This is a genomic window from uncultured Methanobrevibacter sp. (assembly GCF_902784195.1).
In the GTDB taxonomy this organism is placed as follows: Archaea; Methanobacteriota; Methanobacteria; order Methanobacteriales; family Methanobacteriaceae; genus Methanobrevibacter.
Genome location: NZ_CACZTX010000002.1, coordinates 67985 through 83047, shown reverse-complemented (window position 1 = coordinate 83047; position 15063 = coordinate 67985). Strand labels below are relative to the sequence as shown.

At 31.8% G+C, this 15063-nt stretch carries 12 protein-coding genes; 4 read left to right on the top strand and 8 right to left on the bottom strand.

The genetic code is table 11. The features are described 5' to 3' along the window. Positions 1 to 34: 34 nt before the first annotated feature. The 5 genes from QZU90_RS02675 to QZU90_RS02655 all read right to left on the bottom strand — a co-directional run bounded on the left by QZU90_RS02675 (position 35) and on the right by QZU90_RS02655 (position 7779). Complete coding sequence (locus QZU90_RS02675) at positions 35 to 871, bottom strand: CBS domain-containing protein (RefSeq protein WP_295608343.1); 837 nt, start codon at positions 869 to 871, stop codon at positions 35 to 37. Positions 872 to 1528: 657 nt separating this feature from the next. Next, on the bottom strand, positions 1529 to 4603 hold the full coding sequence (locus tag QZU90_RS02670) for a transglutaminase domain-containing protein (protein ID WP_296855395.1): 3075 nt from the start codon (positions 4601 to 4603) through the stop codon (positions 1529 to 1531). Between the two features lie 856 nt (positions 4604 to 5459). Beyond that, on the bottom strand, positions 5460 to 6086 hold the full coding sequence (locus QZU90_RS02665; RefSeq protein ID WP_296855393.1) for a CatA-like O-acetyltransferase: 627 nt from the start codon (positions 6084 to 6086) through the stop codon (positions 5460 to 5462). A gap of 22 nt (positions 6087 to 6108) precedes the next feature. After that, complete coding sequence (locus tag QZU90_RS02660) at positions 6109 to 6552, bottom strand: universal stress protein (RefSeq protein ID WP_296855391.1); 444 nt, start codon at positions 6550 to 6552, stop codon at positions 6109 to 6111. Positions 6553 to 6636: 84 nt separating this feature from the next. Continuing rightward, positions 6637 to 7779, bottom strand: a complete 1143-nt coding sequence (locus QZU90_RS02655; protein ID WP_296855389.1) for an amidohydrolase family protein — start codon at positions 7777 to 7779, stop codon at positions 6637 to 6639. A gap of 674 nt (positions 7780 to 8453) precedes the next feature. Between QZU90_RS02655 and QZU90_RS02650 the strand changes: the two genes are divergently transcribed. The 3 genes from QZU90_RS02650 (at position 8454) to QZU90_RS02640 (ending at position 12348) form a co-directional block, all read left to right on the top strand. Then, positions 8454 to 10013 carry a nitrogenase component 1 gene (locus QZU90_RS02650; RefSeq protein WP_296855387.1) on the top strand — a complete coding sequence of 520 codons (1560 nt, stop codon included), beginning with the start codon at positions 8454 to 8456 and terminating at the stop codon, positions 10011 to 10013. 16 nt (positions 10014 to 10029) lie between these two features. Further along, positions 10030 to 11400 carry a nitrogenase component 1 gene (locus QZU90_RS02645; RefSeq protein ID WP_296855385.1) on the top strand — a complete coding sequence of 457 codons (1371 nt, stop codon included), beginning with the start codon at positions 10030 to 10032 and terminating at the stop codon, positions 11398 to 11400. A gap of 75 nt (positions 11401 to 11475) precedes the next feature. Next, the gene (locus QZU90_RS02640) at positions 11476 to 12348 is read left to right on the top strand and encodes a nitrogenase iron protein NifH (RefSeq protein WP_296855383.1); all 873 of its coding nucleotides are present in this window, start codon (positions 11476 to 11478) and stop codon (positions 12346 to 12348) included. A gap of 391 nt (positions 12349 to 12739) precedes the next feature. Here QZU90_RS02640 and QZU90_RS02635 read toward each other — a convergent pair whose 3' ends face one another. The 3 genes from QZU90_RS02635 to QZU90_RS02625 form a co-directional block, all read right to left on the bottom strand. Beyond that, complete coding sequence (locus QZU90_RS02635) at positions 12740 to 13177, bottom strand: DUF3021 domain-containing protein (protein WP_296855381.1); 438 nt, start codon at positions 13175 to 13177, stop codon at positions 12740 to 12742. A 36-nt stretch (positions 13178 to 13213) separates the two neighbouring features. Beyond that, positions 13214 to 13681 carry a LytTR family DNA-binding domain-containing protein gene (locus QZU90_RS02630; protein ID WP_296855379.1) on the bottom strand — a complete coding sequence of 156 codons (468 nt, stop codon included), beginning with the start codon at positions 13679 to 13681 and terminating at the stop codon, positions 13214 to 13216. 140 nt (positions 13682 to 13821) lie between these two features. Continuing rightward, positions 13822 to 14097, bottom strand: coding sequence for a 2TM domain-containing protein (locus tag QZU90_RS02625; RefSeq protein ID WP_296855377.1), 276 nt, complete (start codon positions 14095 to 14097; stop codon positions 13822 to 13824). 330 nt (positions 14098 to 14427) lie between these two features. Here QZU90_RS02625 and QZU90_RS02620 point away from each other — a divergent pair, with 330 nt between their 5' ends. Continuing rightward, complete coding sequence (locus QZU90_RS02620) at positions 14428 to 15018, top strand: zinc ribbon domain-containing protein (protein WP_296855376.1); 591 nt, start codon at positions 14428 to 14430, stop codon at positions 15016 to 15018. The last annotated feature ends 45 nt before the right edge of the window (positions 15019 to 15063 follow it).

Below are 15063 nucleotides of genomic sequence, written 5' to 3'. Positions count from 1 at the left end.
AAGAATAAAAAAAGAAAAAAGAAAAAATTAAAACTTATAATAAAGTTTTAATTAAGTCACTAGCTCTGACGAGTCCAACGAGCTCTCCTTCAATTCCTAAAACAGGTAATTGCTCTACATCAAGGGATCTCATTTTTTCAGCACATACAGAGACTTTAGTTTTTGTGTTTGCAGTTACAACATCCTTGATTGCAACATCCTTGAACACTTTGTCTGTGAATTTGAGATGGTTTTTCTCAATGTACAATACAGAAGTACTGTCCCAAGACCATTTGTCTCCTTCAGTACCTACAGAAGAGCTGTGTTCAGTTCTTTCAGAGATGATTTCACTTTCAGCAATGAAATCGGTTTCAGTTAAGATACCGGTCATTCTGTTGTTGGAGTTTAATCCGATTACAGATTTCAATCCAAAGAATTTCATTACTTCAAATGCAACATTCAATGGAGTTTCATCCCAAGTTGCAGGAATGGTCTTAATCATGTAATCTTCTACAGGTTCCTTGATTCCCATATCAGCAATAGCTAAAGCAACAATATCAAAAGAAGTTACAATTCCCACTAATTCATCATTATCATCTACAACAGGAATTCTTCTGATGTTGTTTTCCACCATCTTTTCTGCAACGGTTTTTAAGTCATCATCCATTTTTGCTGTGATTAAATCTCTAGTCATCAACATTGCAATTTGTTCTTCATCAGGATTGGTGATCATATCAGAACGAGTTAATATCCCGACTAATTTGTTAGTATCATTTTTAATAACAGGCACTACAGATACATCCTCTTTTTTCATGATTCTTAGAGCATCTTCTCTGCTTCCTGGAACAGTTACATGAATAACATCTGTAGAAGCTACATCTTTTACTTTCATAAGTAACACCTAATTGATTTTTAAATAAGATTAAAACAAGTATTGTGATAATTTCAAATTCATTTATTTTCTTATCTTTTCACACCTAATCATCACATACCAACATAACTTTTGTTATAATTTTTTAACAAAAAGTAGTATTCTTATTATACATTTGATAATATATTGTTTATCATTTAAATAATTTTAGTATAATTTTAAAAAAATTAGTGAAAAATAAAATTAACTTAGTTGATTATCAAATAATTTAATGAAAAAATTAGTAATTATTGTAAAAAATATTTGAAAAGTGAGCAATGGAATTAATAAATTAACTAAAAACAAACTATCTGAATACGCAATAGCAAAAATAAAAATTAACAAAAAACAAACTATCTGAATACGCAATAGCAAAAATAAAAAAATAAAAAAGAGGAAAAGAATTATAAATAAAAGAAGAACCAGTGCAAACCAATTCTTCAATCATTTATTACAAGAATTTAATTTATTAATTTGTCTATTCAATTTATTTCATTAAAAATCATGTTCATAATCGAACATGAACTAAATGCTCAGAGAAAAAGCAATGAGCATTGATTAGATATCAGATAAAAAATACACACCCATCAGAAAGACAAATGCATATTTTAACCAGATACCATATAAAATACACACCCATCAGAAAGACAAATGCGCATATTGTTTTAAGCTAGAAAAGGACTTTACATTCCAATTCTTAATGTTTCCTAAACTGTTTCTGCTACTTGTTGCATCAGCAGAATACCATACTCCATCCACATAAATCTGAGCCCATACATGTCCAGTTACCAAACCGCTGGAAAATGTACAACCTTTAGCATGTGAAAATCTTGCAGGTATGTTGGCTGCTCTACAAAGAGCAACTACCAAATTCGCTTGATCACAACAGTTAGCAGACTTACTGCTTAAAGTACCGCTTGCGGCCTTTTTACTGTTGGAATAGAAACTGTATGAAATATTGTCTCTAACATAGTTATAGATTGCCACCGCTTTCGCCCATGTTGTAGTCTTTCCAGAAACAAGTTTACTTGCCAAACTCTTTATAGCGGAGTTAAGGGCATCGTTTCCGGAAGAGGTTAAATAAGCTTTCAACTGAGCAGCAGTAAGATTTGCAACTTCATTCAATCCAGTTTTATATTGGGAAGCATTACCCTTTTTGGTAACTGAAGAATAAGCGGTAGAAGAACTGCTTGCAGAACTGCTTGCCCCGTCAACATCACTTGAAACAAGAGATAAAGTGTTAGGCAATCTCTTATTAGATGAATAGAATACTAAAACTTTGGAAAGACCAAAACTATAAAGCTTTGGTGAAACCAATCCTAAGCTAGTATTAATGTAATTCGGAAGTTTGCCATTGGAATTAACATAAGACACTAAGCTGTTTGCCAATGAAACATACTTGGCTTTAGACAAATTGCCGTTAATGGATGAACTTCCTCCATTAGAATAGCTTGAACTGATATTTACTAAAGTAATAACCGCAGAAGTCTTCCCTGAATTAATGCTTGCAACAGCTTTACCCATCAAATAAGTGAAACTGCTTAGATTCAAGGATATTCCATTTACAGAAACTGTAGATGGAACCTTTCCATATTTCTCAACATAGGATTTCAATGATGAGGATGCAGAAACTATATGCGCAACAGTGAATGCAGTTTTTGACTTTACATTCAAGCTTACAGATCCGGAAGATGAAGTGTAGTTGCTATCCCCTCCAAATTTATAAGTTAATGCATAGGTTTTAGGAGTGCTTACATCAATGCTTAAACTTGCAACACCGGTAGCCCCTGTGGTTTTGGAATATGTTTTTCCATTGAAAGTGAAGGTAATATTCTTGCCAACTAAAAGATTTCCGCTTGAATCCTTCAATGTAATCTTGTAGTTACTTCCATTCATTATGGAACTTCCAGAGTTTGAAATTACACTTTTAAGCTTGACTGCCAATTTGATAGTGCCTGATGAGGAAGCTGCATAATATGAACTTCCAGCATAGCTGTAAGAAAAACTATAGGTTTTTCCTGCAGCTGCATTTATGGTTAAACTAGCTACACCTTTTGAATTGGTAGTCTTAGTATAATTTTTACCATTGAAAGTGAAAGTGACTTTTTTGCTTGACAAGACATTTCCACTTGAATCCTTCAATGTGACAGAGTATTTGTTTCCTTTGATAATTGTAGTGGAACTGGAACCAGCCAAACTTGTGCCTTTCTTAACCTTTAAATTAACAGACCCGGAAATCGCACCATAATTGCTATTTCCAGCATACTTATAGGAAAGATTATAGGCATAACCTATAGCTGAACTGATTTTCAATCCTACTTTACCCTTTGAATTTGTAGTTTTGGTATAAGTTTTTCCACGATATGTTATCTTTACGGTTTTGCCAGCCAATACATTCCCATCAGAATCCTTTAAAGTAATGTAATAGGTTTTACCCTTTGCAATTGAACTACCTGAATTTACAAATTGGGTAGGTGTCTTGACAAATAATGAAACCGTTTTAGAGGAACTTCCATAATAGGAACTGCCAGCATATTTATACGTTAAAGCATAAGTTCTATTAGATTTTAAGTTAATCTTTAAACTTGCAACCCCTTTGGAATTAGTAGTTTTAGTATAATTCTTACCATTTACTGTGAAGACTACAGATTTGCCTGATAAGACTTTCCCATTGCCGTTTTTTAAAGTAATGTAATAATATTTTCCTTTAATTATTGTAGATCCAGAACCGGATAAAGCAGTAGGCATCTTTATTTTGATGCTTGCTGAGCCAGCAATGGAACTGTAGTTTGCATCTCCAGCATACTTGTAGGTTAATTTGTAAGTCTTTGCAACTGTACCGCTGATGGTTAAGCTAACTTTACCATTAGAGTTTGTAGTTTTCTTATATGTTTTTCCATTAAATGTCAAACTTAAGGTTTTGCCTGACAATACATTTCCATAAGAATCCTTTAAGGTAATGTAATAAGCTTTTCCATTTACGACAGAACTGCCTGAATTAACTAGTGCTGTTGGAGTCTTTACGATTTTTATGCTTTGGGAATTAGAATAGTTCCCATAATTGGAATCACCATCATATGAGTAATAAATCACATAAGTACCTGGACTTGCATTTAACAATATGCTAGCGACTCCCTTTGAATTTGTAGTTTTTGTATACTTGTTTCCATTTAATTTAAATGTTATTGTTTTTCCAGCCAATGGATTGCCGGAATTTCCATCTTTTAAAGTGACATTGTAATAATCTCCTCTTGCAACGGAAGTGCTTGAAGATTCTATAACTGAAGAATTTTTTTCACTTGCTGAAGAAGCTAAAGCACTACCTGAATCCTTTTCACCATCTTCAGAAGAGCATAAGACATCACTTGAGACATTTGCTTCTGCATTTCCTTCTGTAGATGAACACAATTCATTTGTTGAAGAGATTTCATCTTTTGAACTGATCTCGCAAGAATTACTATCTGAACCGGTTGAACCGATTGAATCAATTGAATTCCCATCATAATCAGAAACATCAACACCTGTTGAACTGCTGAGACTATCAGAACTAGATGAAATACTAGAACCAACAGAGCCAGTACCATTTTCAACAAAATCATCGGAAGTGGAAATCCCACTGCCAGAATCTACATCATTTAGAATATTTGAATCTTGATTATCACTAATATCACTGACGTCAGTTGCAGAAACACTTGCTATAGAAATTATGAACAAGCTTATAAGCACTGCAAATAACGTCTTGCTTTTTACCGAAATTGTTTCACCTCAATACATTAAAAAAGTAAGAATCAACATATGAAAAAATATGTCAATAATGGTTTTTAAAAAATAATTAAATTCTTAATTATTATCTTACAAACAAATTTCTTTTTAATATAATTTAATCATTAAAAATTAAAATTTGGGCTTTATTTGACTAAAGCATCAGTATTTCTTTTTTAATGTTGATTAAAATTAACTGGTTAATCTTATATAAATCTTTTCATTTTAAATCCAAATTTTAAAGGACATATATTCATTTAAATCAAATAAAAAAGTAGGATATTTGTTAAAAATAAAATCATCCATTGAAAAATATTTCATTAATGTAAATAATACAAAAATTCAAGTTAAACAAAAAATAAATGATTTTTAACAATTAAAGATAAAAAAGATAGAATATTGGTTTATTAGATAAAATAAGGCCAAAATATAATTATTTTAATCAAAAATAAATAAATTACAAGTTTTAAATAAAAATATGCATAAATCATACCAATTTAATTAAAAAAAGCAAGATTTATAGTTTTTTATATATTCATTAAAAAACTCATAATTCAGCAGGGCAAGTTTCAAAAACTAATGGGAAACTAGAATTATTTAAAATTAATATTAGCACTCTAGAAATAAAATAAAGAAGAATTAATGAGTTTTATTAGAAAATAAGCATATTGAGGAAGCAAAAAATACTATGTAAATTTTGTAAAAATCAAGAAATATGCAAGAATGAATTAAATAAAAAAATAATGAACAGATAAGAAAAAAGAAAAAAGAAAAAATCCATATGAAAATCTCAAAAATGATGCAAAAATTAAAGCAAACTGTCAAAGTTCTCTTGAGCATTCTTATAGAACTTAGCCAGTTCCAACCCATTTACAAAGATATGGCTAACTGTTATGGATACAGTCATCTCATAATTCTCATTGACCTTTCCCCAAGTGATTAAAGGTTGGATTGCATTTCCCGCAGCAGTTGCATTGGTGATTGAATCGAAATCAACCCAAGGGATGCATGAAAAATTAGCAATGTTTATCTTATCCCTTTCCATTGTATCCACATCAAATGCCTTATCAACTCCTTCCAAAACATTAAGCTGATAATCCACAACATAATCATGCCATTTTAGAATGTTATAGAATCTTTGAGGACCTTCTATCCTTATTTCCTTAAAGACTGTCTCCTCTTTATCCATTATTGGGCAAACTGCATCCAAGGATTCGAATTCAATGACCTTGCCGTCAATGATTCTTCTTCTCATCTCAGGAACATCATTCAATGCATTCATCAAAGCTCCAAGTGACATGACAAAAAAGGATAAATCCTGCTCCTTTGATTTAATCCACAAGTTTTCAACATTTACCCTTGCAGACATGGTGTACCTTGAGGACAGGAAGTTTATGAATGGGTTGTTTTCCAAATCAAATTCTATTTCCTTCATTTAAAACGCCTATTAAATGCAATCAATGAACAACTAAGACAGAACATTTTGCAGACTTGACGACCTTTTCCGCTACACTGCCCATCAAGAACTTGTCAATTCCGCTCTTTCCTGAACTCCCCATAACAACAAGGTCAATGTCTTCCTCATCAATGGTTTCGAGAATTACCCTTGCAGGAGAACCTTCCTTAACCAATGTTCTAATCTTCACATCCACTCCACATTCATCCCTAAGCCTTTCCACCTTCTTAAGGTTCTTTTCATTCTCTTCCTTAAGCAATCTGTTCACTTCAGAGATAGTATCGGTATCTGGAAGACCTATTGAAAAAGAGTTTTCAATTACGCTTAAAGCGATTATTTCAGCATTGTTTGTAGCTGCAATTGATAATGCATGCTTTTCAGATATGTCTGAGTATTTTGAGCCATCTGTTGGCAATAATATTTTTTTATATAATTGTTCACTCATTTTATCACAAGCTTAGTTATTAAAAATTAAATTAATCAAATAAATATTAAGTTTAATCAAAACATCTAAATTACATTTCTTTTATTAAAGTATCTTTACAATATCATTTACTTCAGTTCTGTTTATCAAACTTAGATATGGATTGTTTGACTTTTGATTTATGATCATGAATTCAGCATTTTGACCTTCACCAACATATGATTTATTGATTTTTGAAGATAATGAACTGTCTACACATACATTTGTTGTTGCCATTTTCAATACTTCAACAGGAGCTATGTAATTCTTAGAGAAACCTTTCATTATCTTTAATGTAAATTCCATTTCTCTAAAAAGATTAGGCCTATTTATCATTATATTGTCACTTCCAATCAATGGATTAACTCCAGTTTTCAACACTTCAAAAAGTGGAATTATTCCAACACTTAATGCACCATTTGATCTTGGACAAATGGTGAGAGAGCTATTTGATTTGGAAAGAAGATTGATGTCATCATTTTTTGGATTGGTCATATGAACAACCTGATTGAAACCTGCTTCAAATGCCCTTTGAGGTTCGGTTTTATTTGTCTTTTCCAAAGACACATATTGGTTATTTTCATTTTCAGCCACATGGATTGAGGATATCTTTCCTGCAGATTCACATTTTTCACAGATTATTTCAGCAACTGTTGTATCAATTTCACCAAAACCACTTAATCCAATACCATCAGCATGCTTTAGAAGCTTCCTGATAGCCACTTTCACTTGATGATAGTTAGGGTCTTCGCCATAGAATGAGCTGTCTCTTCCAAGAATGATTGGAGTGATTGGAATATTCTTAGATGCTTCCTTGAGAAGCTTGACTCCTTCAAGGCCACCTTCACGATAATCAATGAAATGGCTGATTCCAAGATTGTGCATGTCCCACATTGACTCTCTCATGGCTTCAATGAGCTCATCATCACTTGCAGATTCCAATGCAAGATGCTTAATTCCATGAGGTGGCTTTACAACCTCATCAAGACTTAAGCCATCTCCTTCATCCTTAATGATGGAATCCCCAATATGTGTATGTGCATTGATGAACCTTGGGCATACAATCTTATTTGATGCATCAATGATTTCTCCTTCTTTAGCATCCTTGGAGATTTCAATGATGTTATTTTCATCATCAATGACAATGTTCTCCTTTACAGGACTTAAATCAATGCCTTTTAGGATTAATCCATTTGCTATAGTTTTCATTATTAATAATTTTAAAATAAGTTTTATTTATAAGTATTTAAAGAATTTATCTTTTTAAATAAATTATAAAAGCATATAATAAAAATATAAAAAAAGTATAAAAATATCTAAAGTCATTTATATAATACTTATTTATTAAATAATGTAAAACTGCTTGCTAATTAAAAATAATATATTTTAAGCTAAAAGTATGAACAGTAAAGTTTAAATACTAGTTAAATCTAATTAGGATTACCAGACTACTTTTATAACAATTGTTATAAAAAATTAAAAATTTAAGATTTTCAATAATGTTGCTCATTATTAAATCATAATGGAAACATTAACAATCAAATTTTTGTAATATTTTTTATGACTTTGTTAAAGCCCCTAAAAATTAATTTATTTAAAAAAATGAAAAATTATTAAAAAAGTTTAGGGCAATTTTTTAAACTATTAGAAAATTTTTTTAATAGATATTAATTGTTAAAAATAATTACACCCTCATAATTCAGCAATTATTATCAAAAGACAATTGTTGATGATTCCTTATTATTTAACAATTAAAAATTTAAACCCAATTGATTATACGAACGAGTTTTGATATAACAATTGTTATAATATTATATTTTGAATATCCTAATTACCTATTCAAAAAATATAACAATTGTTATAATTTAATAAGAGGTGATTTTATGGTTCAATGCAATGGACCTCATAGGGGATCATGTAGAAAAAACAAAATTAAAAGAATACTCGATTTAGATAAAGACACTTGCCCAAATAGGGAACAAAGAGCTAATGGTACTAATGTTTACTATGGAAAGGCATCTCAATTGTTACAAGATGCAAAAGAGGGGAATATAAATATCCCCGATAGGAAATTCCAACAATCAGGAGGTTGTGTATTAAACTTCTATTTATCTAACAGAGTAACAACAATCAGAGATGCTGTTACAATATTCAATGCACCTGTAGGATGTTCAGCAGGTTCACTTGGTTATCGTGAATTATATAGAGGAGTGCCAGAATCATTAGGAAGAACAAACGAATATAACAATGCTTGGTTAACTACCAATTTACAACAGGAAGATGTGATTTATGGTGCTTCAGAAAAATTAAGAGATGCAATCTTAAAAGCTGAAGAAAGGTACCATCCACAGGCAATATTCATATTGACTTCATGTACTACAGGCATTATTGGTGAAGACATTGAAGGGACTGTCGATGAAGTGCAATCAGAAGTAAATGCAAAAATCGTTCCAATTCACTGTGAAGGAATTAGAAGTAGACTTGTGCAAACCGGTTATGATGCATTTTGGCATGCAATATTAAAATATTTGGTAAAAGAGCCTGAGAAAAAACAGAAAGATCTTGTAAATGTTGCAAGCATGCTGTCATACACTTGGCAGGATAGACTTGAAATCAAAAGATTGCTTGGAAAATTAGGTTTGAGAGTGAATTTCATTCCAGAATTTGCAACTGTTTCTGATTTCGAACAATTATCCGAAGCAGCGGTTACAGCACCAATCTGTCCAACATATACTGATTACCTTTCAAGGGGATTAGAACAAAAATATGGAGTTCCATACTTCTTATACCCATCCCCTGTTGGATTATCAAGCACTGATGAATGGTTAAGAAATATTGCAAAATACACAGGAAAAGAAGATGAAGTTGAAAAATTAATCGAGGAAGAGCATAAGATTTGGGAACCGAAGCTTAATGCAATTAAACAGGAATTTGTAAGTTTAAGGAAAAATGGTAAAAAACCAACTGTATTAGGGTCATTAGGTCAAGGAAGATTAGTTTCTCAAATGCCTTACTTTGATGAATTAGGCCTTGCAACACCTGCAGCAATGGCTCAGGATTTTGATGATTTACTAATTGATGAACTTGAGGAAATCATTGAAAAGAGCGGAGACTTCCAATTGATGGTTAACACCTTCCAAGCTGCAGAACAAGCAAATGTAACAACTAATTTGGACCCTGATTTAACATTGACCTGTCCATTCCAAGGAGGTACCTGGGAAAGAGACAATAATGTTACTAGAATTCATTCATTAAGGGGAGACCCGGAACCAACAAGTGCTCAAGCAGGATATGCTGGAGCGGTTGCATTTGGTAATTTCCTGTTGCATGCATTTAAAAATAGGTCTTATCATAAAACTTTATCAGAAAAAACTGAAAAAAGTTATAAAGATTGGTGGTACGAACAGGATAATCCATTGTATTATTTAAATGAAAGCAAATGATTAAGGAGGGGATGATTTGTCTAGCAAAAACACTATAGAAAATCAGTCAGGAATTGATACTGGAATAAATAATTTTGAAAAGGAATCAGTGGAAGCTCCAAGATATAGCTGTGCACTTGCAGGAGTCTATGGGACCACATTGGGAATTCGTGGCGGAATACCAATTCTCCACTCCGGTGCTGGATGTGGCGTAGGCCAATTATTTGGAACATTATACGCTGGAGGAGAATCTGCTGGTGGAAACGAAGGTGGAACAAGTACTCCCTGTTCTTGCCTTGTAGAAGAACATGTGATTTTAGGTGGAGAAGAAAAGCTTAGAAATTTAATCGAATCCACAATAGAAATAGCAAATGATGAATTATTTGTAGTGACTTCAGGATGTGTGCCTTCATTGATTGGTGACGATGTGGACCAAGTGGTTGATGAATTTAGAGATCAAGCAGCAATAATCCATGTAAATGCACCCGGATTTAAAGCAAACTCCCCTGAGGGGTACAATTTATTTTGGGATGCAATAATTGACCAATTATTACCTGATGAAACTTTTGAAACAGAAGAAAAAACAGTAAATATCTTTGGAGTAGTTCCATACAATCATGTTTACTGGAAAGGAGATTTATTAACCATTAAAATTTTGTTGGAATCAATTGGCATTAAAACCAATATAATATTTACGGAAAAAAATGGATTGGACCATATTAAAAAAATACCTCAAGCGGAATACAATATAGTTGTAAATCCATGGCTAGGAGTAAGAGCAGTGGAAAAGCTAGAGGAGAAATACGGCACCCCATTCATTAAATTCCCAAATGTTCCAGTTGGTGCAAAGCAAACAGCGGAATTTTTAAGAATAGTTGGTGAAAAATTATCCATACCTAGTGAAACTGTGGAGAACTACATAGCAGAAAAAGAAGACTGGTATTACAGGTTAATGGAATATCCTGGTGATGCAATTATTTTAGTGCGCCCAAATTCATTTTATGCAGTAGCTGCTGAAAGCAGTTATGCAATTGCATTTACAAAATTCTTAGCAAATGAGCTTGGTTATTTGCCGGATATTATCCAAATAACTGATAATCCACCGCTTGAAGTTAGAGAAGAAATTATAAGAGAAATTAGAGAGAATTTAGACACTGTTGTCCAACCGGATATCATATTTGAAGCAGACACTTATAAAATTAGAAAAAACTTGGAAAACAGGCCATTCCTATTCCTGTTTTCAAGTTCAATCGAAGCACCAACCTCAATAGAAGATTATAATGCTTTGCATATTCCGATTTCCTATCCAATTTATAATAGGTCAGTTCTTGCAAAACATTATAGTGGATATGACGGTGGATTGACAGTGGTGGAAGATGTAGTAAGCGGATTTGTAGGTCCTTTATAAATGGGGACCTAAATCTCAAATAAAAAAACGGATTTGTTTAAGCCAAATCAATAATCATACTAAAAGGTGATATTCATGCCAAAACAAATAGCAATTTATGGAAAAGGTGGAATAGGTAAATCCACCACAACTTCAAATTTATCTGCAGCATTATCGGATTTAGGTTATAGTGTAATGCAAATAGGCTGTGACCCTAAAAACGATTCAACCACAACATTAAGAAAAGGTAAATCCATCCCTACTGTATTGGATACTGTAAGGCAAAGATCAAGCGATTTGGATAATCTTGTACATGAAGGATATAATGGAATTTACTGTGTTGAAGCGGGAGGTCCGGAACCAGGTGTTGGCTGTGCAGGAAGAGGAATTATTGCAGCTATCGAATTACTAAACAATAATGGAATCATAGATGAATATGACCCAGATATCATTATTTATGATGTATTGGGAGATGTAGTGTGCGGTGGTTTTGCAATGCCTATACGTAAAGGAATTGCAGATCAAGTGTATACTGTAACTTCATCTGATTACATGGCGATTTATGCTGTGAATAATCTATTTAAAGGAATTTTAAAATACTCCAACAATGGAGGCGCTTTACTCGGAGGAGTTATCGGAAACTCCATAAAATCATCCCTCCAAGAGGATATGATAAAAGATTTCACAGAACGGACAAACAGTGATGTAATTCAGTTTGTTCCAAGATCTCCTACAGTAACCAGATGTGAATTGGATGGAGTGACAACTATCGAAGGAGCACCTGATTCCAAACAAGCTGAAGTTTACAGAGAACTTGCTAGAAAAGTAATTAATAATAAGGACAAATACTTGCCAACCCCATTTGATAATGATGATTTATCTGATTGGGCTTCTGGTTGGATTAATCAATTATTATTAAACAGAAAAGTTGAAATAGACAATATTCAAGACGGAGCATCTGGAATTTAGTCTTAAAAACATGATAATTAAATATATTTACCATATTTAATTATCACCACCCATTTTTGTCAACCTTCTTATTTTGCATTGCAAAATAGTATTGATGTGAGTAATGAAAAAAATAATTTATCCCATTTTAATCACTTGCCCCATTACTCACATCAAACACCTTGATTAAAAACTTTTTTGAAAAAACAGTTAAATATTATTATAATAATTAAAAATTTAAAATATTAAAAAAACTGTAAAAGATACTAAAATAATAAAAAAACTATAATATTAAAAAAATACTGAAAAAATATTAAAATAATAAAAAAATTAAAATAATTTAAATAAGAAAATTAAGAGTCAAAGACTCATTCTAAAAAAAATATTTTGGTCAAGGTTTTTTAGTCGAAGACTAAAAAAGCTTGTTGAATGATTCCAATTTCTTATTTATATCCCTTGCTTGAAGAGTGAAATAGACATAAAATCCTGCCCAGAACACTGCAGCGAAGATGCAAGCTATTGCAACCCAAGTAATTATTGGACCGATTCCTAAGCTGATTGGCATCCATTGCAAGTAAACTGCCACAGCAAACAATACACCCATACCAATTACCATTTGGAATATGACTTGAAGTGGAAATGGAACTTCTTCCTTTTCATAAATGAGTCCGCTTAAACTAAATCCCCATCCAACAACTATTGATCCAAAGAATGCACCGATTATTTCCGCACCACTAAATGATACATTTTCAGGACCTGCAATATAAGATCCCAACACCATTACAAGCATTACAACGAAGCATCCTACAAATGCTCCCATTGATAATCTTTCTATTAAATCCAATTTCATATAACCACCTTTACAAATAAGCATAATCAATAAATATCATAAGTCAAGAGCTTCCTTAAAATCGGATAGGTATTTTCTTGAAATGTTATCCTTCAATCCGTTCTTAAGCTCAATAAACATCATTCCCCTTAAAGAAGGAGCTACCCTTTTTATCTTTCTCAAATTGACAATAGTTGCCTTTGAGACCCTTACGAAATTAGCGTCAAGATTCTCTTCAATCTGATAAAGAGGCTTTTTTACCAAATAATCCTTATTTTCTGTATAGACTTTAGTCTGCTTTTCCTCAACTCTAATCATGAAGATATCTTCAAAGTCCAAAAGAACAATATCCTGTCCCTTTTTAACAGCCAATATTGAATTGTCATTCATTCCTTCTTCAGTTTCAGCTTCAGTTTCATTCTCCAAAAGAACCATTGCCTTTTGAATATTGTCAGTCAATGCATCAGTATAGATTTCTGCATAAGGCTCTTCCAGATCTTTTGAAACAAACAAATTCACTTTCATAAAATTACCAAACAATTTTTTCTAAATAAAATATAATCAATTAAAAATATTGTTTTTACTGCCAAACAATTTTTTCTAAATAAATAATAATCAATTAAAAATATTGTTTTTTAATAAAATAAACATTTTTAAAATAATGCTTATTTTCTCATCTTTTCCATTTCCTTTTCAATCATTTGATCTCTGTATTTCTCATCAAATTTCTCAAAGAAAACGAAGGTCTTAAGATAATGGGATACTAAGCCGATTCCCCAGAAAAGGGTTACCCAATAAAACCACCATTCACCACGTGAAAACAAGACATTAATAATGATAAGAATTATGTTTACTGCAATGAAACTGTATAAATGATGATAAAAACTCATCTTTTCATCCACTCTTTTTTCTGCTCTACTATATAATTCACTTTCAGACATATAATCACACTTAATTATAATTTAATTTTTTTGTTTTTCTAAAATGATTAATGAAATTCCATTTGTTTTTAGATAATATTACTTAGATTATTCCTATATAAATGAATACTTATCCAAATTAACAAGATGCAGAAATATTGTGCTGAAATGCAAAAATAGGATACTGAAAATATTTTAAAAAAAATATTTTAAAAAAATGATTTAAAAATTGATTTAAAAAATTTAATATATTATTAAAACATACTAATATTACTATAAAATTTAATTATTTTTTCTTATTTTTTTAAAAAATTTTATAAACCACTAATTTGGCAATTGCATCTAATCGACTTGAATGGAGGTGTTAGGATAGAGACTAATAATATAAGATATTTTTACAGAAATATTGTAAAGTCCGGTAAGAAATATCGTATTAAATACAATAACAAAGATTATGGCGAATTCAGTAAACTATCCGACGCTCTCTATGAAAGGGATTGCCTGTTTTACTGCAAGTTTGACTATGATCTTCTTGTGGAATGCGACTTGCCGAACAAGTATGAGAATATGGATCTTCCCCCATTTCCAGAAAGCCGTCCGAGGGGACGTATTGAAGGAAACCTGAAATTCAAAAAAGATTTGGAAGGGGAAATCGTATTCAACCATAAGGAACGTAAGTTCTGTGTAATAAGAGGGGAAGAGAATTACGGTCAATATGACAGTATGGTTGAAGCTTATTTTGTTAAGAAGACACTGATGGAACATGATTGGGATAGAGCTTGCCTTATTCAAAACAGGAAAATCAGAGAAGATATTTTCCTTAATCAGAAAGTCAAGTCAACCAAACCAGAGCTTCCTAAATATTGCCCTCAATGCGGGAATAGGGTTAAGGAAGAAGATACAATATGCAAAATCTGTGGTATAAAATTGCATGGAAAATAAATAGTTTCAAAAAATTAATTAAAGAAAGAAAAAAAGAAGAATTAA

Bases quoted from the DNA above. Each gene is read 5' to 3' on its own strand.
- QZU90_RS02675 (WP_295608343.1), bottom strand. From the start codon at position 871: ATGAAAGTAAAAGATGTAGCTTCTACAGATGTTATTCATGTAACTGTT.
- QZU90_RS02665 (WP_296855393.1), bottom strand. From the start codon at position 6,086: ATGAAGGAAATAGAATTTGATTTGGAAAACAACCCATTCATAAACTTC.
- QZU90_RS02660 (WP_296855391.1), bottom strand. From the start codon at position 6,552: ATGAGTGAACAATTATATAAAAAAATATTATTGCCAACAGATGGCTCA.
- QZU90_RS02655 (WP_296855389.1), bottom strand. From the start codon at position 7,779: ATGAAAACTATAGCAAATGGATTAATCCTAAAAGGCATTGATTTAAGT.
- QZU90_RS02650 (WP_296855387.1), top strand. From the start codon at position 8,454: ATGGTTCAATGCAATGGACCTCATAGGGGATCATGTAGAAAAAACAAA.
- QZU90_RS02640 (WP_296855383.1), top strand. From the start codon at position 11,476: ATGCCAAAACAAATAGCAATTTATGGAAAAGGTGGAATAGGTAAATCC.
- QZU90_RS02635 (WP_296855381.1), bottom strand. From the start codon at position 13,177: ATGAAATTGGATTTAATAGAAAGATTATCAATGGGAGCATTTGTAGGA.
- QZU90_RS02630 (WP_296855379.1), bottom strand. From the start codon at position 13,681: ATGAAAGTGAATTTGTTTGTTTCAAAAGATCTGGAAGAGCCTTATGCA.
- QZU90_RS02625 (WP_296855377.1), bottom strand. From the start codon at position 14,097: ATGTCTGAAAGTGAATTATATAGTAGAGCAGAAAAAAGAGTGGATGAA.